Source organism: Metasolibacillus fluoroglycofenilyticus (genome assembly GCF_003049645.1).
Taxonomy (GTDB): Bacteria; Bacillota; Bacilli; order Bacillales_A; family Planococcaceae; genus Metasolibacillus; species Metasolibacillus fluoroglycofenilyticus.
Genome location: NZ_PYWK01000003.1, coordinates 97,348 through 117,342 on the forward strand (window position 1 = coordinate 97,348; position 19,995 = coordinate 117,342).

At 37.5% G+C, this 19,995-nt stretch carries 19 protein-coding genes; 3 read left to right on the top strand and 16 right to left on the bottom strand.

The features are described from left to right. Positions 1-366 precede the first annotated feature (366 nt). The 16 genes from C9J36_RS12775 to C9J36_RS12850 form a co-directional block, all read right to left on the bottom strand. Positions 367-2,067, bottom strand: coding sequence for a M3 family oligoendopeptidase (locus C9J36_RS12775; RefSeq protein WP_107943371.1), 1,701 nt, complete (start codon positions 2,065-2,067; stop codon positions 367-369). 254 nt (positions 2,068-2,321) lie between these two features. Next, positions 2,322-4,064: a methyl-accepting chemotaxis protein gene (locus tag C9J36_RS12780; protein WP_235616069.1), complete on the bottom strand. Its 1,743-nt coding sequence runs from the start codon at positions 4,062-4,064 to the stop codon at positions 2,322-2,324. Between the two features lie 607 nt (positions 4,065-4,671). Next, complete coding sequence (locus C9J36_RS12785) at positions 4,672-6,426, bottom strand: methyl-accepting chemotaxis protein (protein ID WP_066169258.1); 1,755 nt, start codon at positions 6,424-6,426, stop codon at positions 4,672-4,674. 229 nt (positions 6,427-6,655) lie between these two features. Beyond that, complete coding sequence (locus tag C9J36_RS12790; protein ID WP_066169260.1) at positions 6,656-7,375, bottom strand: YebC/PmpR family DNA-binding transcriptional regulator; 720 nt, start codon at positions 7,373-7,375, stop codon at positions 6,656-6,658. Between the two features lie 115 nt (positions 7,376-7,490). Then, positions 7,491-8,348 carry a KPN_02809 family neutral zinc metallopeptidase gene (gene ypfJ / locus C9J36_RS12795; RefSeq protein ID WP_066169261.1) on the bottom strand — a complete coding sequence of 286 codons (858 nt, stop codon included), beginning with the start codon at positions 8,346-8,348 and terminating at the stop codon, positions 7,491-7,493. A 205-nt stretch (positions 8,349-8,553) separates the two neighbouring features. Then, complete coding sequence (locus tag C9J36_RS12800) at positions 8,554-9,018, bottom strand: low molecular weight protein-tyrosine-phosphatase (RefSeq protein ID WP_268807882.1); 465 nt, start codon at positions 9,016-9,018, stop codon at positions 8,554-8,556. Between the two features lie 15 nt (positions 9,019-9,033). Then, the gene (locus C9J36_RS12805; protein WP_107943373.1) at positions 9,034-9,624 is read right to left on the bottom strand and encodes a lysophospholipid acyltransferase family protein; all 591 of its coding nucleotides are present in this window, start codon (positions 9,622-9,624) and stop codon (positions 9,034-9,036) included. A gap of 61 nt (positions 9,625-9,685) precedes the next feature. Then, on the bottom strand, positions 9,686-10,567 hold the full coding sequence (locus C9J36_RS12810) for an NAD-dependent epimerase/dehydratase family protein (RefSeq protein WP_066169268.1): 882 nt from the start codon (positions 10,565-10,567) through the stop codon (positions 9,686-9,688). Between the two features lie 17 nt (positions 10,568-10,584). Further along, positions 10,585-11,418, bottom strand: coding sequence for a putative RNA methyltransferase (locus C9J36_RS12815; RefSeq protein WP_107943374.1), 834 nt, complete (start codon positions 11,416-11,418; stop codon positions 10,585-10,587). A gap of 158 nt (positions 11,419-11,576) precedes the next feature. Further along, entirely contained in the window at positions 11,577-11,912 is a 336-nt protein-coding gene (locus C9J36_RS12820; RefSeq protein ID WP_201261947.1) for a hypothetical protein, read from the bottom strand. A gap of 4 nt (positions 11,913-11,916) precedes the next feature. Next, positions 11,917-12,489 carry an SCO family protein gene (locus tag C9J36_RS12825; RefSeq protein WP_235616070.1) on the bottom strand — a complete coding sequence of 191 codons (573 nt, stop codon included), beginning with the start codon at positions 12,487-12,489 and terminating at the stop codon, positions 11,917-11,919. A 576-nt stretch (positions 12,490-13,065) separates the two neighbouring features. After that, positions 13,066-13,713, bottom strand: a complete 648-nt coding sequence (locus C9J36_RS12830; RefSeq protein WP_107943375.1) for a nuclease-related domain-containing protein — start codon at positions 13,711-13,713, stop codon at positions 13,066-13,068. A 94-nt stretch (positions 13,714-13,807) separates the two neighbouring features. Beyond that, entirely contained in the window at positions 13,808-14,842 is a 1,035-nt protein-coding gene (locus C9J36_RS12835; RefSeq protein ID WP_066169277.1) for a DUF4097 family beta strand repeat-containing protein, read from the bottom strand. Between the two features lie 2 nt (positions 14,843-14,844). Beyond that, positions 14,845-15,162 (bottom strand): PadR family transcriptional regulator, encoded by a 318-nt coding sequence (locus C9J36_RS12840; RefSeq protein ID WP_066169278.1) that lies wholly within the window; start codon positions 15,160-15,162, stop codon positions 14,845-14,847. 215 nt (positions 15,163-15,377) lie between these two features. Next, positions 15,378-16,541 carry an MFS transporter gene (locus C9J36_RS12845; RefSeq protein WP_066169280.1) on the bottom strand — a complete coding sequence of 388 codons (1,164 nt, stop codon included), beginning with the start codon at positions 16,539-16,541 and terminating at the stop codon, positions 15,378-15,380. 49 nt (positions 16,542-16,590) lie between these two features. Further along, the gene (locus tag C9J36_RS12850; protein WP_066169284.1) at positions 16,591-17,226 is read right to left on the bottom strand and encodes a FusB/FusC family EF-G-binding protein; all 636 of its coding nucleotides are present in this window, start codon (positions 17,224-17,226) and stop codon (positions 16,591-16,593) included. 116 nt (positions 17,227-17,342) lie between these two features. Between C9J36_RS12850 and C9J36_RS12855 the strand changes: the two genes are divergently transcribed. From C9J36_RS12855 to C9J36_RS12865, 3 genes are all read left to right on the top strand, one after another. Further along, positions 17,343-18,284 (top strand): LytTR family DNA-binding domain-containing protein, encoded by a 942-nt coding sequence (locus C9J36_RS12855; RefSeq protein ID WP_066169285.1) that lies wholly within the window; start codon positions 17,343-17,345, stop codon positions 18,282-18,284. Between the two features lie 148 nt (positions 18,285-18,432). Then, a complete protein-coding gene (locus C9J36_RS12860) occupies positions 18,433-19,281 on the top strand; it encodes an ABC transporter ATP-binding protein (RefSeq protein ID WP_107943376.1) in 849 nt (282 codons plus the stop codon). Beyond that, complete coding sequence (locus C9J36_RS12865) at positions 19,278-19,958, top strand: ABC transporter permease (RefSeq protein ID WP_235616071.1); 681 nt, start codon at positions 19,278-19,280, stop codon at positions 19,956-19,958. Before C9J36_RS12860 ends, C9J36_RS12865 begins: the two co-directional genes overlap by 4 nt. Positions 19,959-19,995: the final 37 nt, after the last annotated feature.

Sequence of the window (19,995 nt, forward strand, 5' to 3'; positions counted from 1 at the left end):
CAATCTTTGATAGCTAAAAAACACATTAATATGGTAGTTTAATTCATCTAAAATACAAAAAGGTATAGAAAAGCAAATGATTCGCTTTTCTATACCTCTTTTATGTCAATTATGCCAAGGCCTAATTTCTTCTAGATTTCTCCTAGTTATTTGACAGAAGTTAACCTCAAACCGCCACGTCCTGTGACACCCGCCAAAGCTCGAGCAGTTGGTGAGTGTTTGGACACCTGCTGAAATCGTTATAATGCTTGCATTCGTCTCGCCACCTATAGAGATAGAAGATTCCTGTACCTGTCGCTTCGCTTTCGATACAAAAATAATTTGGCTGCTGCGGTTACTCGTTGCAAAAAACATTGCTAAAGGAAGTTACAATTTTGCATCATCGATTGAGTTTAAGTAGTCTTTAATCGTATCAATAACTGACTCCACACAGCCTTCTTCAAATGGCGAAATTAAGCCTGCTTCGCGAACTAAGTTTGTGAATGATTGTGAGCCACCTAAACCACATAAATGTACATAATCTTTCCATGCACTGTCAAAGTCCTCACGTGAACGCTTCCAGAACTGGAATGCGCAAATCTGTGCCAATGTATAGTCGATATAATAGAACGGTACGGAGTAAATATGACCTTGACGTTGCCAGAAGCCACCCGCCTCTAGGTATGCATTGCCATCGAAATCACGATGTGGTAAATATTTTTCCTCGATTTTCTTCCATGCTGCCTTACGTTCAGCAGGCGTCATTTCTGGATTTTCATAAATAACGTGCTGGAATTCATCTACTGCCACACCATACGGCAAGAATATTAGCGAGCCACTTAAATGCGTAAATTTATATTTATCTGTTTGCTCTTTAAAGAACAACTCCATCCACGGCCAAGTGAAAAACTCCATGCTCATAGAATGAATTTCACAAGATTCATGCGTCGGCCATAAATACTCTGGGATACCTATATCACGGCTTGAGTATACTTGGAAGGCATGACCTGCCTCATGTGTTAATACGTCAATATCACCTGATGTTCCATTGAAATTCGAGAAAATAAATGGTGAATTATAGTCGTCGATAAATGTGCAATAGCCGCCACTTTCCTTCCCCGTCTTAGCAACTAAATCCATTAGCTCACGGTCAATCATAAAGTTGAAGAACTCACCCGTTTCCTTTGATAGCTCCTCATACATTTTCTTACCATTGTCTATAATCCATTCAGGAGAACCTTGTGGCTTTGCATTGCCTGTTAAGAAATTTAATCCTTCATCGTAATATTTAAAATCTTCAACACCGATACGCTTCGCCTGACGTTTATATAGCTCTGTCGCTACAGGTACGATAAAATCACGCACTTGATTACGGAATTTTCCCACCATCTCAGCATTATAATCAATGCGATTCATCTTAATATAGCCTAGCTCCACGTAATTTTTATAGCCCAGCTTTGTCGCGATTTCATGACGCAACTTTACTAATTTATCATAAATTTCGTCGAACTTATCACCATGCTGTGCAAAGAAGTTAAAGTTCGCTTCTCTTGCCTCTTTACGCACATTACGATCTAGCGATTCTCCGTACGGTCCTAATTGCGCAAGCGTCAATGTTTTACCATCAAATTCGATTTGCGCAGAGGCTACAAGCTTATTATATTCTGAAACAAGTTTATTTTCCTGCTGCATTAATTCAATTACTTCTGGCGAAAAGCCTTTAATTTGATTTTCCGCTAATGCGAAAAGCTGCTTACCCCATTTCTCCTCAAGCTGTTCACGAAACGACGATTTTACTAGCTCCTGATAATACTCAAAAATAATTTCCTCTGCTTGCGGCATTATTTCATCTAAATAATCACGCTCAGCTTGATAAAATGCATCGTTTGTGTCAATTGATGCACGAATATAAACTAAGTTCCCCTGTGTTGAGAAGGTATTACGATACGCATTAATTTTCTCAATTACCACGCTCTGTTCTTCCACATTTTGTGCGCTTTTAAAATCCTCAATTAACGCACGCACCGCCACCTTCATTTCATCTAAATTCGGGCGCTTATACTCATAATCTTTAAATGTTATTCCCATGATGTCCCCTACCTTTAAATTATGTTTGAATCCACTACCCCTCGGCTTCCACCTTTTCTCTCTTTCTATCACATCCACCGACGACCTATCACGATTTTGCGAGCCCCCATCACCCTCGCCTTCGCACACAACGCACTACTAAATCACGATAAACAAATTCACTATTAATTATTTACTACCATCTTCAATTTTGCAACTATTCTGAAAGAATATTAATTGTAGTAAATTGTCAGAATTGTTTGCGTGCCAGGCACCTATACTTTAAATTGATTAATAGCCTCCTGTAAACTATTAATCTCGCCTGTTAACTCATTCGACGAATTTGTCACAAGCTCTATAGCCCGTTGCTGCTCCTCTACAGAAGCCGTTACATCCTGTGTAACAACCGCGTTTTTCTCACTAATATGGGCAATGCTATCCATCGAAATAAGCATTGCATTTTTAGAGGTGTTCAATTGATTCACACTCGCAGACATATCGTTTATTATAGCTGTAATATGCTCAACCGCTTTTTCAATTGCCTCAAATGAGCTTTGTGTTGTCTCCACTGATTCACGCTGTTGTTGTACAATCAATGATGCTTTCTCCATTTCATGCGTCACAACATTTGTTTCCATTTCAATCCCTCTTAATGTATTACGTACGGAGCTAGTCGCCTGGTTCGTTTGGTCTGCTAGCTTGCGCACCTCCTCTGCCACTACCGCAAAGCCTTTGCCATGCTCACCCGCTCTAGCAGCTTCAATGGAGGCATTCAGTGCCAATAAATTTGTTTGGTCTGAGATTTCATTAATCGTGCCAACAATGCCTTCAATTTCAGCTAGCTTTTGCATTAAATTATTGAACACATCTTGCACTTGTGTCATAAGCTTATTAGATTCCTCAGAGCTTTGTTGTAAATGCTGTAAATTAGTTAATCCTTGCTCATTCGATTTTCGCATTTCTACGGAAGAAGTTAAAATTAATTCATTTTTTTCATGCAGTACATCAATTTGAGCTGCAAAATCAGCTGTCGAACGATTTGTTTGCTCCGTATCTAGCGCTTGCTGTGTGGCTCCACTTGCAACCTCTTCTACTGCGTTAACAATATTTTCACCTAATGCAGTCGTTTCTTCCGCAACAGCGGATAAATTGCTAGAGGTCGTTTGAATTTCAGAAATGGCATTTTCCACATCTGTAATAAGTGTTTTTAAATGTACGACCATATTATTAAAGCCATTATTTAAAACACCTATTTCATCTTGTCGCTGCAGTTTATCTATTGTAACTGTTAAATTACCATCTGCTACTTGACTCACACTTTGTGATAATTTTACTAATGGAGTTGCCAAATGACGTGAGAATAAAGTGGCAACAATCCCACCTGCTGCAATTGACAAAATAAGTGTCACGATAATTACTTTCACTAAATGACTCACGGGAGAATTGAAATCTTGCATATATGTACCTGAAGCGACAATCCAATTCCAATGCGGGTCTAACTTTGAATAAATCAATTTCGGTGCAATAACAGTTTGACCTGGTAGCTCAAAATCATAATATGTAAAACCCCCGCCTGCTAATGCCTTTTCTTTTACTTCACGAACAAAATATTGACCTGAGCTATCCTGACTATCCCATAAATTATCTCCCTCGCGAGTAGGATGACCTAATACTGTTCCATCATGGTCTAGAATATAAATATAGCCATTTTCACCCAAGTCTGCTGGATAAGTTATTGGACGCTGTCCTTCCGCATTTAGGGCACCAATTAACTGCGATTTAACACGTTCCTGTGCCTCCTCTAATGTAACCATTCCGTTTTGAACTTCAGTCTCAGCAATTGCAATTAATTCTAATGATGTTTCTACGCTGTTTTTAATAACTGTCTTTCCTACTTCGTCCATCCCTTGCTTTGCTGTCGAGTAGCTTACAATGCTAATAATTAAGCTTGGGATAAAAAAAATTAAGAAAGAAAATATTAATAATTTTCCTTGTATCGATTGCAAAAAGCGTATCATTTTAACCATCCCCCTGTCTTTCTCCCTAATAATATATAATTATTACATAAAGTGAAAATTTCACAATAACAAATATTTGATTCGAATAAAGAGGTGAGCAACTCTAAAGACAAAGGCTTCTTAACTTATTTTCATTACAACAAGTATTGTTAACAGGAAAAATATTGTGCTTCTGAATAGCCCCTACTTATTACACGAAGGTATGGGACTGATGATGATTAATTTAAAAGAAAGGGAGGTTGTCCAAAATATGAACACCTCCCTTACTCATTATTCATTTTATGTCCTAAAATGATTTTATCAATTACCCCTCATTGTAATTGTGTCTAGATTTTTTCGAACCATTTGATAGAAATTAACCTAAAATCGTCATGTCACACGCCAACGGTTAACTGACCTGCATCACACGGCCCCTCCAATATCTGTGACATCCGCTGTAAGTTTGTCCAACACGATGTTGGTTACTTAGTCATTACCTCAGGATGCGATGTTTTTTAGACCGGGTTCCTTTTTATTAGCATGAGTCTTCTGTAGCTGTTGCTACAAAAAGATTTTGCTCCTACGGTTACTCACCGCAGTAAACATCGCTGAAAGAAGTTAACCAATTTTATAATTTAAATTTCTCTATTTCTGTGATAACGTCTTTTGAAGTAGTATCGAGCTGTTCTACTACCTCGCTTAATTTTTCAACCATATCTACTTGGATATCGATTGATTGTGCCACTTCCTGTGTTTGCGTCGTTGTATTAGTGACAAGTTGGTTCATATCTTCAGCAGATGCTAATATCTCCTCAGAACTTGCCGACATTTGCTCTATAACCGCTGAGTTTTCCTGAATATTGTTATTTACTCTCAGAACAGATTGTAAAATACTTTCTAGGTTTTCACCGATAGCTGTAACTGCTAAACTTCCCTCTTTTACCTCTTCCGTACTTACAGCCATTTCACTTAAAGCACGCTCTGCAATTTCTAAAAAGCTTTGTAAATGATGGTGAATATCGTCCGCGGAAGTTCGCGACATCTCTGCTAATTTACGTACCTCATCTGCAACAACAGCAAAGCCTTTACCTGCCTCTCCTGCTCTTGCTGCTTCAATTGCCGCATTTAATGCAAGTAAATTAGTTTGATCGGCAATGCTTGTAATAACAGTTACCATTTCTTCTATTGAATGGAATCGTGCTCCCATTTCGCGTACTTGCTCTGACGTCCTTACAACTGAAGACTCTACATTATGAATTTGCTGCACCACTTGCTTTGAATTTGTCGTACTCTTTTCAACAAGCTCTGTCATATCACTTGAGGATTCTGCAATATCGCTCGTTGTATCAGCTAATCTTTGAATGCCGATTGCCATTTCACTCATCGCCTGCATAACCTCATCATTGCTAATTTGTTGCTTTCCACTGCCTTCTGCAATTTGTGTGACACTTGCAGCAATTGTGTTATTCGACTCACTTACATGATGAGCTGTCGCATTAATATCTTCAACGACCTGCTCTAAACTATTTGTTTTCGAATGAATTGTTTCAAATGTTGCCGAAAGCTGTCCCAGTGCATCTGTGAAATCTCTTGCGAATAGCGAGATTTCATTGCCATTTGACATATTGATATGAGATACTACTTCGTTAGCATCTTTAATATTGCCTTCTGCTAAATACGTTGCTGATTCCTTTAAGGATTTTAAAGGGCGCAATGCGCTATTAATATAGTAATAAAGTATAGCTAAGCCTAAAATGGAAATAAGGCTAAATATAATAACAACAGTCGGTATAATTTCTTTTGAAATTAGACTACTTACTACATCAACATAATCTGCATCTATATCTATTCCTAAATAAAAAGCTACCTCACCATTTGCATCTTTTACGGGAATTGTTCCGGAAATAAATTGCCCAAACTCGCTTTCGATTACATCTGTATAATAGTAACCATCTTCCAAAGCTCGCAAAAGATCTGCATTGGATGTCGCACTTGATTCACTGCTAATAGTAGCTGCATTTTCATGGTCATCCGCCGGCATGCCATCCACTAAAAAGACGCCATTACCTTCTTTTCCATTTGTAGGTGCAGCAAATGTATATGCATATAATACGCCGTTCTTTTCACGCAAATCATTTAATTGCTCACGCAATCTCCAATATAGTTCATTTTCTTGCGGTGAATTCGCTAGTTGCTTATAGCCTTCAACATCCATATATTGAGCCATATTTTGTGCTACTGTCACACTATGTTCTCCTAATGTTGCCTTTACAGATTTCTTCGTGTTGTAGCTCATCATAAAAATATTAGAGACAATTAGCACAATAAATACTGCAATAATAATTGCTATAATTCGGCTTGCTAATCTATTTGTTCGTTTCATAAGTAGTCTCCTTTCATATTTTTTTATAGTTAATCAATATTGTGGCTTATTTCGACAAATTCCACAATAGCAAAAAAAACTTGCATTTCAACCTTTCACAATAAGGCAATGAAAAAGACCGCCAAAAAAGTAATTACTTTCTTGACAGCCTTAATCTCTATATCACATATCCGTTAAAAAGCTTTGCTAACAAAAAGATGCCACAGTAAAGCTATAAGACGCTTATTTTCTATTCACCTAAATCAGCGTTGTGGTAGACGCGTTGCACATCCTCTAAATCTTCAAGAGCATCAATCATTTTTTCGAATTTTACTAAATCGTCGCCTGTTAATGCTACTTCTGTCATTGGAAGCATCGTCAATTCTGCCACAGCAAATTCTTCGATACCTGCTGCTTTTAACGCTTCTTGCGTCGCATGGAATTGGTCTGGTTCTGTGTATACGATAATTGTCCCTTCCTCATCCATAATATCACGTGCATCCAAGTCTGCTTCCATTAGAATTTCTAGTATTTCGTCCTCTGTTTTGCCTTCAACACCAAATACGGCGGTGCTTTGGAACATATGCGCCGCTGAGCCACTTACACCCATATTACCGCTATTTTTCCCAAATGCCGCACGCACCTCAGAAGCAGTGCGATTGACGTTATTCGTTAAAGCGTCAACAATGACCATTGTGCCACCTACGCCGAACCCTTCATAGCGTAACTCATCAAATTGCTCATCTCCGCCGCCCTTTGCTTTTTCAATTGCCTTTTCAATAATATGCTTCGGTACAGAATACGTTTTTGCACGCTCTAAAACCGTTTTTAATGCACGGTTAGATTCTGGATTTGGTTCGCCAGATTTTGCCGCAACATAAATTTCACGACCAAATTTCGCATAAATACGGCTATTCGCTGCGTCCTTCCCTGCTTTTTTATCCTTAATATTATTCCATTTACGCCCCATCAGATTCACTCTCTTTCAATCATATCTAAATTCATTTATGAAACGAAATAATGTTTTAACTTATTTATTATACATAATAAGTAAAGAAATTTAAAATACTGCGCTTCATATTATGCTATAAATTTGTTGCATTAAATGTGTCTCCGCCCTGCAATGTACCATTTTTATAACCATTCGTAAACCAGCGCATACGTTGCTCGCTCGTACCATGTGTGAAGCTTTCTGGCACCACATAACCACGTGCCTGCATTTGCAATGTGTCATCTCCTATAGCATTTGCGGCGGTTAATGCCTCTGCAAAATCGCCTTCTTCTAAGTAGCCTTTGTTTTGCACATGATGCGCCCACACACCCGCTAAATAATCAGCCTGTAATTCAAGGCGCTTCACCTGCTCATTGTATTCTGCATTTGAAACTTTGCCATTTAATGAATGTACTTTTTGGGAATAGCCTAATAACGTTTGTACATGGTGACCTACCTCATGTGCAATCACATATGCCATCGCAAAATCTCCGGGTGCTTTAAAACGATTTTTCAATTCACTATAGAAGCTTAAGTCGATATACAGTTTATAGTCAGCTGGACAGTAAAATGGTCCGACTGCAGCGCTTTGCAAACCACAGCCCGAGCTAACGCTATCCGTAAATAACACGAGTGTTGGATTTTTATAAGTCATGTCATTGCTTGCAAAAATTTGTGCCCATACATCCTCGGTATCTGCAAGCACAACTGCTACAAATTCTGCCAGCTCCTCCTCCTCACGACTTGGTGTGTATTCCTCTGTCATTTGTCCGTTTTGTGTAATGCTTTTCGTTACAGTGTTTAATACATCACCAGCATCTCCACCACTAATCAATGTATAAATAATGACAATAATAATTCCAACACCACCTAAGCCACCGCCAACTTTTCCAGCACTCATCCCCCGGCGGTCCTCAACATTGCTGCTTTTCCGCCTTCCTTTAACATCCATAATTTATCCCTCCTCCGACATATCCTTTGCTCTATTTGTACCCTTTTTTAAAGAATTATAACGATAATAAGATACTCATTTTATCGTGTCATTTGAAAATAGATTTATAAATAACAACAAAATAGCTGATGCCAATAAGAGTACACTGGAAAAAAAGCCGATTCACACCAAAACCTTCAGTGTAAATCGACTTATATTTTGGCTACTAGCTCTTCTGCATATCTGCTAAAACCTTCTCCAACAATGCCTCACAGCCCTCTAAGCAAAGATTATATGTTTCTTGAAAATCGCCTGTATACCACGGGTCTGGTACATCTTTTTGATGTGCAGTTAAATCTAAGAAACGGAAAATCTTTGCATCATTTGGCTGTTTAAGCATTTTACGAATATTGTCCACATTGCTTATATCCATTCCAACAATATAATCAAAATCCGTAAAGTCACCAATTTTTAGTTGGCGACATTGCATCCCTGCTGTTGCAATACCATATTCAGCTAACTTTGCCTGTGTTCCCTTATGTGGCGGTTCACCGACATGCCAATTACTTGTACCTGCTGAATCCACTGTAATTTGCTCACTTAAACCACGCTTCGTCAGTAAATCGCGCATAACAGCCTCTGCCATAGGTGACCTACAAATATTGCCTAAGCATACAAATAATATCCGCACCCACTGAGCACCACCCTATATTTTTGCTTGTAATTCTTCTGTTAGACGCTGAAACTCCTGCTCTAAAAACTTCGTCGCCTCATCGCGTGCTTCTTTACCGCTCTCTACTGTAAAAGGCTTACCATAAATTAAATAGCCCTTTTGGCGTTTAAATACCTCACCTACATTACGTGGACCGATATAAGCAGCTGGTACAATTTGCGTCTTCGCTAACTGGGCAATCGTTACTGCCCCCTGCTTTAAATCATTATTTTCCGTAGAACGCGTGCCGCTTGGGAAAATCCCGACAACTTTGCCTTCCTTAATAAGCTGTCGTGGAATTTTAATAACACTTGGCCCTGGATTATCTCGGTCCACTGGAAAAGCATTTAATTTGTCAATTAACCAACCAAGCCCTTTCATTTCAAACAACTGCTTTTTCGCCATAAAATGAATTTCGCGAGGATACACGGATACACCTAAATTAATAATATCAATATAACCGGTATGCGTACACGCAATGACAAAGCCCCCGTCCTTAGGTAAATTCCCTGCATCGTAAACCTTCGCCTTTGCACCATTTATTTTCAAAATTACCTTACAAATATTCGCTGCTAATTTATACACATCATTGCCCTACCTTATTTTTTAATACTTTTATTTTAATAAAAAAGAGGCGTACTTTCAATTAAGTGTATTGTTTTGCGATGTCCTGTACTAAATTTTCTAGCCAGCTATCAAGTTTTGAAAACTGAAAGCCTGCAGCTGCTGCTTTATCATTTTTCATATACCATGATTTAGGGACAGCATACGGCGAACGTATTTCATCATCACCCAAAAGTGCGATTTTTGCCCGTTTGCCTGTAACCCGCTCGACTAAGGTCATTAATGCCTGTAACGTCACAGCCCCCGTTGCCGTCGCATTAAAAGGCCCTTCTATAGTCGCTTGCCCAGCCCATAATAAAAATCTTGCTGCCTCATCCGCTTGAATAAAGGACATTTCAGCATCCATATTAACAAAGCCAATCGGTTCTTCTTGCGCTACCCGCTTCACATGAAAGTGTAATCGCTCCGTATAATCATCGACACCCATAACAATTGGAAAACGCACTGCTACAATTGGAAATTCAGCATATTTAAAAAATACAGCCTCGGCTTGACGCTTGCCCTCTCCATAAGTGAAATCTGCCGAATCCCCCATACGAATCGTATAATTATATGGGTCAAAGTCATGCTCAACTTTGACATTGCCATCAATTTCATATGTTGATAGAGTTGATGTGAAAACAAGCTTCCCAATTTTCCCGTTAAATATATCACAAAAAGCCTTCGCCTCATTTGGAGAGTAGCAAATATTATCGTATACAATATCAAACATGCGATTTTCCATAAATGACTGTAAATCAGGCTCTTTTGTTCGATCGACAATGACATGCTCCACCTTGTCCCCAAATGGGTTACTTGAATTTCCTCGCGTTATAATTGTCACTTGATGTCCTTCAGCTATTAAAAGCTCAACTAATTTACGACCGAAAAATCGCGTTCCACCTAATACTAAAATATTTTTCATACAATACTCCCCCCTTGTTATACTTCCCCAACTAAAATATCCACATCTATCGTAATTTGTGGCAACTCCACTGCCGCTATATTTTCAATATGCCAACCCATAGGTGTCATTTGCAATAGCTTTGGTGCAAGCTCTGTTGCTAATGGCACTGTGTAAGTAATACGCTGCACATTTACTTTAGCAAAGCTTTCTTTAAATCGTTCGACTGTCTGTGCATTAGAGTAGCTTTCTTTTTCAGAATCAGCAAATGCTTGGACGCGTATCTCTTTTAAATAATCTGTCTGTGGCACGACTTTAATTACTTTGCCATTTGGGTTAAGCAGGCGTTTAAATTCCTCATAATTAGCTGGTGACAAAATATTTAAAATTGTCGTAAAGCTTTCTGACTGAAATGGACTATTTGCCAAATCACCGACACACCATATTTTTTCGCTATAAAATTTCGCAGCAGCTAAAATACCTTCCTTCGCAATATCGATACCAACACCAAGTGCATTCGGTAACTGTGTACAAATTCGTGCTAAGTGCGAGCCTTCACCACAGCCTGTATCTAAAATCCGTTGCTCACCAGTTAGTAAATCTGCAATTACCTGCTGTAGCGGGTCATAAAGACCGCTCGCAATCACCTGCTGACGCGCTTCAAATAATTCTTTGCTATACATTGATACTACTGGTTTTGTCATAAAATTCATATAGCCCTGCTTTGCCATATCAAATGAATGTTTATTCACACAACTCATAGTTCCCGTATCATTTAGTTGCATTTCCATCTGACAAAATGGACATGCAAATATGCTAATATATTGCTTTATATAATAAATACTTGCTTCCTTTTTTGATAATTGTTTCATCATCTTCTCCTGCAATCTTTTTCTCTATTGTACAGGAAATTGTTTTGAAAAGAAGGTCGATTTGCTTCTTTCCAAAAGCCAAATTCAGCTATTTTTTGCAAACGACTATTTTGTTTCATACTTTTAAGCAAAATCTTATCAGCTAGTCGCGTTGAGCATTACCAACTATCCCATTTTGTCTTTAGCAAGCCAATTTCCTTTAGTAAACTAACCATTAGTCTATCTTTTTCGCCCTGTAACGCTTCATCAGTACAAGCCGAGTGAGATGCATAGTTTAATTTTTTCGCTTCCCCTAATGTGGATTCTTCAAGAAAATTTGTCGCATTGGCATCCTCAAAGCATTGAGGTGCAATATATGTTTTAATCGTATGCTCTAAAATAACTCTAGTATGTGCAGATGGAAGAGTTTCTCTAGGTATAATGAAACTTATTAAAATAACAACAATAATTAAAGCAGTAAGCATGGCTACTCCTCTACTTTTTTTCAATCGCATAAACTCACTCCTTAAATAGCAATTTTATATCTTTAATCATTTCTTCATACGGCACATTAAGCCCATTATAATCCTTAATAACGATGCCATCTTCATTAATCAAATAAAAAGATGTGCCATGTATTACTTGTGTGTCATCAGCAGGCTTTCTAGCAATCGTTTTAAAGTTTTCTAATGCAAACTGTTCGATTATTTCTTGTGAATAACCTGTTAATAAGTTCCAGCTAGTTAAATCTGCACCATAGCTTAAAGCATATTCTTTTAAAACTTCTGGCGTGTCTATTTCTGGGTCAACACTAAAAGACACTAATTCTACATCCAAGTTCTCCTCATGAAGTTTTTCTTGTAGCTCAGTCATATTCGCCATCATTGGGAGGCAAACTGTCGCACAATTTGTAAACACAAAATCGGCTACCCATATCTTGCCTTTTAAATCCGCTAATCCAAACTCCTGATTTTCTTGATTTGTGAATATAAACTCCTTTAACTCCCAATTAAGCGGATTTTTCACTTGCTGACTACAGCCTAGCAATAAAATAGTTAATAGAAATACTGAAACTAATAATTTTTTTGGCAATATTTTCACTACCTTTCATTCAAATAAGTTACACCTCGGCGTAAGTGTGTTTAAATTTCTTTGAGCTAATAGGTGGAAGTTAACCTCCTAAAACCGTCATGACCTGTGACATTTGCCGCAAGACGCGATGTGCTTAGGCTGAGTCCTTCTTTGTCAGTCTGTGTCCTGTCGCCTTCCGAAAGAAGTCAAACACTAATTAAGCATTCGTATAGAAATTGGCGTTATTCTATATCTGTCGTCTTTAGTCATTTTGCTTTCACAATGTGAGGAAAGCGAGGCCCACGTTTAGTCTTGACGCTGTTGAAATGTCAAAAATTTATACCTTTTTATTCTTTAAAAATCTGGTAAATCAAGGTGGCTAACATCATCATAAGTATTGGTCATTGCCAATCGAGATGTCAATGTGAGCTAGCCTTATTTCACTTTTTCTTCTATCATATAACACACATATAACACATTTTATAAACATTTTTGACACTTTTGAAATAAAAAAGGCTATCCGAAAAGGTGTTCCTTTTCAGATAGCCCTGACCCCTATAATCAATTACGCCTCGGTGTAATTGCATCCGGATTTTTTCAAGCTGTTTCTATTGCTAAATGCGTGGCAGTCCTTCTATCCTTCAATACATCATATGCTGCCTGTATATTTTCTGGAGAGATTAGCTCCTCTTGTCCTCGGAATTGAGCACTCCAGCCTTTTAAATCTTTGGTCTTCAATACATCTACTTTTGTAGAGTGCAACTCAATTTTTTGGAAGGAGCACTCATTTGTAAAAATAACGATTGTCTTATATGCATCTGCCTGTATAGTCGGCAGCAAATCACGTAATTGATAAGTATAGCGCTGCGTTAGATGGATTGGATTTGGGAAAGATTCCTTTTTTCCCTTATATAGTAGCTGTGTCCATTCAATATCCTGTTCGCGTCCAGCAATCCAACCTTTTTTCTGTTCAACATTTACTATATAAACCCCTGTGGAGTGCATAATAATGGCATCTACAGGCTGTTCATTTGGAACTAGCTGAACATCAAATAAAATATCATACTTTTCTTGTGTGGCCTTTAATTCCTCTGTCAATTTATATAGTGAGCGAACTCTACTATTACTTAATACTTCGAAAATAGAATATGATGTCGCTTTACTAAACAAAGAATCATCATATTTATAAATAACAATCATGACTAAACTAATTAATAAAAAACCAAATAGTAGCATCCAAAACATTTAGCGTGTCACCCCATGTATCAATCGTCTATTACTGTCATTGTAACAAACTTACAACTACTTGACTACGCACCATTCGAACTATAGCAGCCAATTATTTTTGTGCAATCGTAATGCTGCCTAGCTCCGTTTTTAATTTAACAAGATTTTCCCCTGTACCATAAACAATACGCTTGCCACTTTCGCCATAAACAGAAATTTTACCGAGCTCTGATTTTGCTTCAACTGTAGCGTTATCAATCGCATTCTTTGTTAAAACATCTATTCTACCTACGCTTGTTTTTAGCTTTAGCGGCTTCGTGATGCTTTCGACATCCATATTAATTTTGCCAGCCTCAGAGCGCGCATCAATTTCCCCCTGAATATTAATTAAATCTACACGTCCGGCTTCAGACTTCACATTCCAAGTTTCTGCAATGCTATTTTCAATAATAACTTTTCCTGCTTCACTTTTTACAATAGCTGTCGTTGCGTGAACAGATTGAAGCTCTGCTTTGCCAACACTCGACTTTACATTTAACTCCCCAGCTAAAACATTTTTCAACATTGCCTTGCCGACAGTTGTATGACATTTGATTTCTTTAGCCTGTAGCCTTTCTATAACAGAACCACCAATTTCATTTTTAATCACGATGCTTTGATACAGCTTTTCTGGTACATAAATCATTGCAGTAGCTGCGCTTTCTGTATTAAAGTTAAAATTAATTTTCAAGCCAAAAATTTTAAATGTACTTTCAGCCCGTTCAATTTTTACGGTTAATGTGTTATTAACAATTTCTACATCCGTTGTATATTGCTCACCTTTACTTTTCACTTCCGTATAAAATCTGCCCGTCGGAGACGGTAATAGCTGTATAGAGGCAAGCTCACTATCAATTTTAATATGATCAAACGCCTCCTCCTTCACAACATTCGCTGTTTGTACAAACTCCTGCTCAGAATAAGCCTTCAATATTTCCTCGGCTAATTCATTTATATCACCTAATGAGTCAATCATTTCCTCGATTGTTTTTCCTTCTGCCTGACCGCTTGCAAAATATTCCTTGAAATCCCGAATGATATCTTGACGCTCATTATTATTTAACTTTGCTAACGCTTGCTCTAGCTTGCTCAAAAATTGTTGTTCCATTATTATTGTTCCCCCTTATTTACTAAATCGTTTACCGCCTGATAAAATTGTTGCCACTCCAACTTTTGTGTGTCTAGCTGTTCCTTCCCTGCACTAGTTAACTGATAATACTTTCTCGCAGGTCCTTCTGTCGATTCCATCATATACGTTGTAAAATAACCTTCCGCAGTTAGCCTGCGAAGTAACGGATAAACCGCTCCTTCAGAAATATCGATTTTGCTAGAAATCGCTTGTACAAGCTCATAGCCATACATATCACGCTTTTCCAACAATGCAAGCACACATAAATTCAGTACACCCTTTTTAAACTGTGGATTCACTTCGCTCCCCCCTCCACTATTATTTATTAATTAGTAGTATAGCATCTACTATTGTTCAATGCAAGGTACTAATTTAAAAATAATAGGGGTGTCCAAACAGCAGTGCTTCGCCTGCTGTTTGGACGCCCCCTTTCGAATTTAGCAAATGAAAAAGAAAATTTACGCCACAAACCTTATGACAAATCGACTTTTCAGTGCCTTCCTTTTGAAATGTCCTATTTTACAGTTCTCAATGATTTCATGCTTTTTTTGAATGTCCATAGTAGCAAAACACTTGCAACAGCAATGCTTGCGGATAAATAGTACGTCTTCCCACCACTAGCTGTCAGTAACCAAGTAAAGAATAACGGTCCGATAATGCGCCCTAAACTGTCCATTGAATAAACAACTCCTGCTGCTGTACCATACATTCCCCCTGATTCCTTTGAGGCTAGCGATGTATTCAAAGTGCGGGCAAGTGCATTACCTGCCGTAAAGACACAAAGAGCTGCCCCTGCAAAAAATAAGCTATTCGTAAACGGCAGCATGAATAGACCAATTGCTGTAATAATTTGTGCAGCCATCAACCACTTCGGCTCATGCCCATCTTTCACTTTGCGAACAACCATTCCTTGAATAAAAAAGTCGACAAAGCCACTAAATAAAAACAGCGAGCCAATTTGTGCAGATGTAATTTGAATTGCATCCATTTGGAAGAGCTGCAATGTCGATTCAACACCTGCTAACAAAAATGTCACTACAAATGAAAAGATAAATAAATAACGAATGCGGTAGCCAAATAGCTTGCCAGCAGCCATTGGAATAATTGCACGCCCCTCTGTTTTACGGTACGTATCTGGCTCTTTTAATACGGCTAATGCATAGAAAAACAGGGCGAAAATTAATATTGCCGATACTGTAAACGGCATCCGAATACTTATTTCACCAAGTAAACCACCGATTGCTGGTCCGAAAATAAAGCCTAGACCAATAGACATCCCCATAAAGCCCATATATTTATTACGGTTATCTTCATTAGAAATATCTCCAATAAAACCTGTTACAGCTGTATATAAAGCTCCAGAAAACAAACCACCAACAATGCGAGAAGCATAGAGCATTGGCAGTGAATGGATAAACACCGAAACAAGCATAAAGCTTAAGCTAAAGCCAAGTAAGCCGACTAATATTAATTTTTTGCGCCCTACTTTATCAGATAAACGCCCCCATAAAGGAGCTGTAAAAAAGCTAGCAAGTGAATAAATCGTCAACAAGCCACCAACATGCATCGGATGAAAATCTTGCTTCACAATGACCTCTGGTAAAACAGGAATAATTAAACCAAATCCTACATAAACGAAAAATTGCACAGATACGAGCAAAAGAATAGCTTTATTCATTATGTTTTCTCCTTCTATCAATTCCACTTACATCAATGACCCTTAAATTTTAGACTAAATTACTTTCGACGAATTGAATAAGTTTTTTATAATCCTTTAAATGGCGATTACAGTATGCCGCGTCAGCACAAATGTACTGACTATATGATTTATAAGCATCCGCTTGTCCTTTTACCTTTGCTGTAAAAAGATGAACATTTGAATGCTCGTTGCAAATCGCACAAACTCCCTTCGTATTTGCATCGCTAATTGTCCCTCTCAAGCCTATAAAATCATTCTCATGCTCAATAATAATATATTGGCGGTGTGTACCGGAATCCTGCCATGATAAGTAGCTTATGCCTCTCCAATCAATTTTACTCAAATTTGGCATTTTAAGCTTCTTTTCTTTTTTAAACAGCTTTTCAATATCCTTTTCAGAAATTTGCTTAAATGGAATCGTATATATTTGAAGGTTTTCAATAAATAATGTTACATCTAGACGATCCTCTACTGTTTCAATAGCTTTTCGCAACGTTTCTTGATTTTCTACAAATGGCATTTTTTCATTCAATGCTACTATAGCAAGCTCTCTAACTGTCGACAATATATTCATATCCTTTGATGAGGCTTTGGCGTTTACTATTTTCACTAATTGCTGTTCAATTAAACGAACTTCCGCAACAGTTAAAAATGGAGTCATCATTCTAACACTTCCTTTATTAAAAAATCTTATTATTACAGTAACACGAACTATTTATTTTAACATGCTATATCCTATTATATAATAACAGTAGCGTACTTAAAGTGAGGTTTTTTTACATGCAAACAAAGACAATCGACATTTCCGCATATGTTGAAGCTGGCAATATTATTTGTCCCCAGCTAGCAATTCCCTATAAACAGGCTTTTATAATGGGTATTTATACAGACCAAGCTAAAATACAACATGTACTAAAGGCGTTTATGAAACAGCCAAATACGTATATTCATTTAAAAGATGACAGTCTTTATGAGCGTTTAACAGTGAAGGAGCATGTCGCGTTCTTCAAAAAGCTGTTCAACTCAACTGAATCAGTCGAGGAATTATTACAGCTTATTAACCTATTTGATTGCCAGAATATTAAGATAGATAAGCTTTCAAATAGCAATCGTCAATTACTTCATTTCTTAAAGCTTTATTTAACACCTGCCTCCATCCTTGTAATTGAAGAACCCCTTCAGAACATGGAAGATTTTTCAAAACAATTGATTGTTCAATTATTTGAAAAAATGGCACAGAAAATGATTTTATTACTTTCTAATAATTTAGAGGATTTATTTATTTCCTGTCATGAAACAAGTCGCTTGGATGCAGATGGTTTGCGATTATTGGATGTTGTAGGACAAGATATAGCACCAAATGACACAGCCGTATTTTCTCCCATAAAGATTGAAAAAATCCCAACAAAGAAAAATGACAAAATTATTTTATTTAATCCACCTGAAATTGACTATATAGAAAGTGTGGAAGGAGAAGTATCAATTTATGTGGCTGGGGAGGCATATCCCTGTTCATTAACTTTAACAGAGCTTGAGCAACGACTTTTACCTCTTGGCTTTTTCCGATGCCACCGCTCCTATATTGTCAATTTACAAAAGGTGCGTGAAATTATTACATGGACTAAAAATAGCTATAGCTTATCCATTCATACAACAACTAAAACTACGGTGCCTTTATCTAAAAACAAGCTTGCCTCTTTAAAAGAGCTTATCGGAATTTAGCGAATTTCCGGGGAAATAATTTGCTCCATTCAACCTTTCTATTCCTCTTATTACCCTTATTTCCCCTCCTTTCGTCATAAACTTAATGCTCATTTTCTTCCGATACATTACATTAAGAACATAACGAATACGGAGGGGAAATACAAATATGACAACGATTATTGATGTTCGTCACTTAAAAAAAGCATTCCAACAATCCAATGCTTTAGCAGATGTTACATTTTCTATTCAAAAAGGAGAAATTTTTGGTTTTCTTGGTCCTAGTGGCTCAGGTAAAACAACAACAATTAAAGTTTTAACTGCACAGCTCCATAAAGATGGTGGCGAAGCATTTGTTTTCAATATGCCTGTTAGCGCTATGCAAAAAAGTGAAAATAGGAAGAAATTCGGCATTTTAACAGATAACAGTGGTCTCTATTCACGTTTATCTATTGAAGAAAATTTAGCACTTTATTGCAAGCTGTATGATGTGCCTACAACAGCGATTAAAGAAGCCCTTGAATTTGTCAATTTATATGGAGAAAGAAAGAAAAAAGTGAGCATGCTGTCAAAAGGGATGACTCAACGCGTTTTATTAGCTAGAGCTATCTTGCACAAACCTGACCTACTATTTTTAGATGAGCCAACCTCTGCACTTGACCCTGTTAATACAGCACATATTTACAAAGGGCTACGCGCTTTAAATGAGCTTGGTACAACAATTTTTCTAACTACTCATGATATGCAGGAGGCTGAAACATTGTGCGACCGTGTAGCCTTTTTAAATAAGGGCAAAATTCAAGCAATTGGTTCACCAGCACAATTAAAAAAACAATATAGCGAGCAAACGATAACTGTTGAATTACATGATGGTACATCTCAGATTATTAAAAACGACGCACAAAATGCCCAATTGATATACGATTGGATGACAAACAATCAAATTTCGCGTATCTTTTCAAACGAACCGACTTTAGGTGATATTTTTATGCAAATTACAGGGAGTGACTTACAATGATGAACATTTCATTTACACGCATTCAAGCGATTTTCATGAAAGATTATAAGGAGTTTTCACGCAACTATGCCATTTCAGTAATGATATTTGTTCCACTTATTATGACCTTTCTCTATCGTGATATGGAGATAGATGTAGCACAAAAGTTAATGTTCCCTCTGGCTATTACTTTCGGTATGGTTACAGCCTTTATACAGGCTGCCTTAATCGCCGAGGAAAAGGAACGCAACACATTGCGCAGTCTATTATTGTCGCCTGCTTCACTTGCAGATATTTTAATTGGTAAGAGTGCACTAGTCTCCGCTATAACAGCGATTATCATTGGACTATGCTGTTATATCATAGGTTATATGCCTAGCGCTGCTATGATAGTTGCCCTAATTTTATCAACATTATTTTATGCTGCTCTAGGAACAATTTGTGGCTTATTCGCAAAATCAACACTTGAAACAACATTCACAGTATTACCAGTAGTAATTATTTTCCCATTTGGTCCAATGCTTTTAATGTTTGCAGAGCGCTTTTCTGTATTAAATATTGCTAAATGGTTACCTAGCTCCCAATTAGCAGACTTAGCTCAAGGCGATATTTCAATACCAATTATAGGAATTTTAATATGGACAATTGCTGCTTGGGTCATTGCAATTATACTTTGTAAAAAACGCATGGTTGATTAATTAAAACTTCTGTTATAATTCAGTTGTATAGTAGAAG

What these genes read in the sequence shown, in the direction of transcription:
- ypfJ (WP_066169261.1), bottom strand. Translation starts at nt 8,348, where the DNA reads ATGGATGTTAAAGGAAGGCGGAAAAGCAGCAATGTTGAGGACCGCCGG.
- C9J36_RS12860 (WP_107943376.1), top strand. Translation starts at nt 18,433, where the DNA reads ATGACAACGATTATTGATGTTCGTCACTTAAAAAAAGCATTCCAACAA.
- C9J36_RS12835 (WP_066169277.1), bottom strand. Translation starts at nt 14,842, where the DNA reads ATGGAACAACAATTTTTGAGCAAGCTAGAGCAAGCGTTAGCAAAGTTA.
- C9J36_RS12815 (WP_107943374.1), bottom strand. Translation starts at nt 11,418, where the DNA reads ATGAAACAATTATCAAAAAAGGAAGCAAGTATTTATTATATAAAGCAA.
- C9J36_RS12820 (WP_201261947.1), bottom strand. Translation starts at nt 11,912, where the DNA reads ATGCGATTGAAAAAAAGTAGAGGAGTAGCCATGCTTACTGCTTTAATT.
- C9J36_RS12845 (WP_066169280.1), bottom strand. Translation starts at nt 16,541, where the DNA reads ATGAATAAAGCTATTCTTTTGCTCGTATCTGTGCAATTTTTCGTTTAT.
- C9J36_RS12850 (WP_066169284.1), bottom strand. Translation starts at nt 17,226, where the DNA reads ATGATGACTCCATTTTTAACTGTTGCGGAAGTTCGTTTAATTGAACAG.
- C9J36_RS12785 (WP_066169258.1), bottom strand. Translation starts at nt 6,426, where the DNA reads ATGAAACGAACAAATAGATTAGCAAGCCGAATTATAGCAATTATTATT.
- C9J36_RS12790 (WP_066169260.1), bottom strand. Translation starts at nt 7,375, where the DNA reads ATGGGGCGTAAATGGAATAATATTAAGGATAAAAAAGCAGGGAAGGAC.
- C9J36_RS12865 (WP_235616071.1), top strand. Translation starts at nt 19,278, where the DNA reads ATGATGAACATTTCATTTACACGCATTCAAGCGATTTTCATGAAAGAT.
- C9J36_RS12775 (WP_107943371.1), bottom strand. Translation starts at nt 2,067, where the DNA reads ATGGGAATAACATTTAAAGATTATGAGTATAAGCGCCCGAATTTAGAT.
- C9J36_RS12830 (WP_107943375.1), bottom strand. Translation starts at nt 13,713, where the DNA reads ATGTTTTGGATGCTACTATTTGGTTTTTTATTAATTAGTTTAGTCATG.
- C9J36_RS12855 (WP_066169285.1), top strand. Translation starts at nt 17,343, where the DNA reads ATGCAAACAAAGACAATCGACATTTCCGCATATGTTGAAGCTGGCAAT.
- C9J36_RS12810 (WP_066169268.1), bottom strand. Translation starts at nt 10,567, where the DNA reads ATGAAAAATATTTTAGTATTAGGTGGAACGCGATTTTTCGGTCGTAAA.
- C9J36_RS12780 (WP_235616069.1), bottom strand. Translation starts at nt 4,064, where the DNA reads ATGATACGCTTTTTGCAATCGATACAAGGAAAATTATTAATATTTTCT.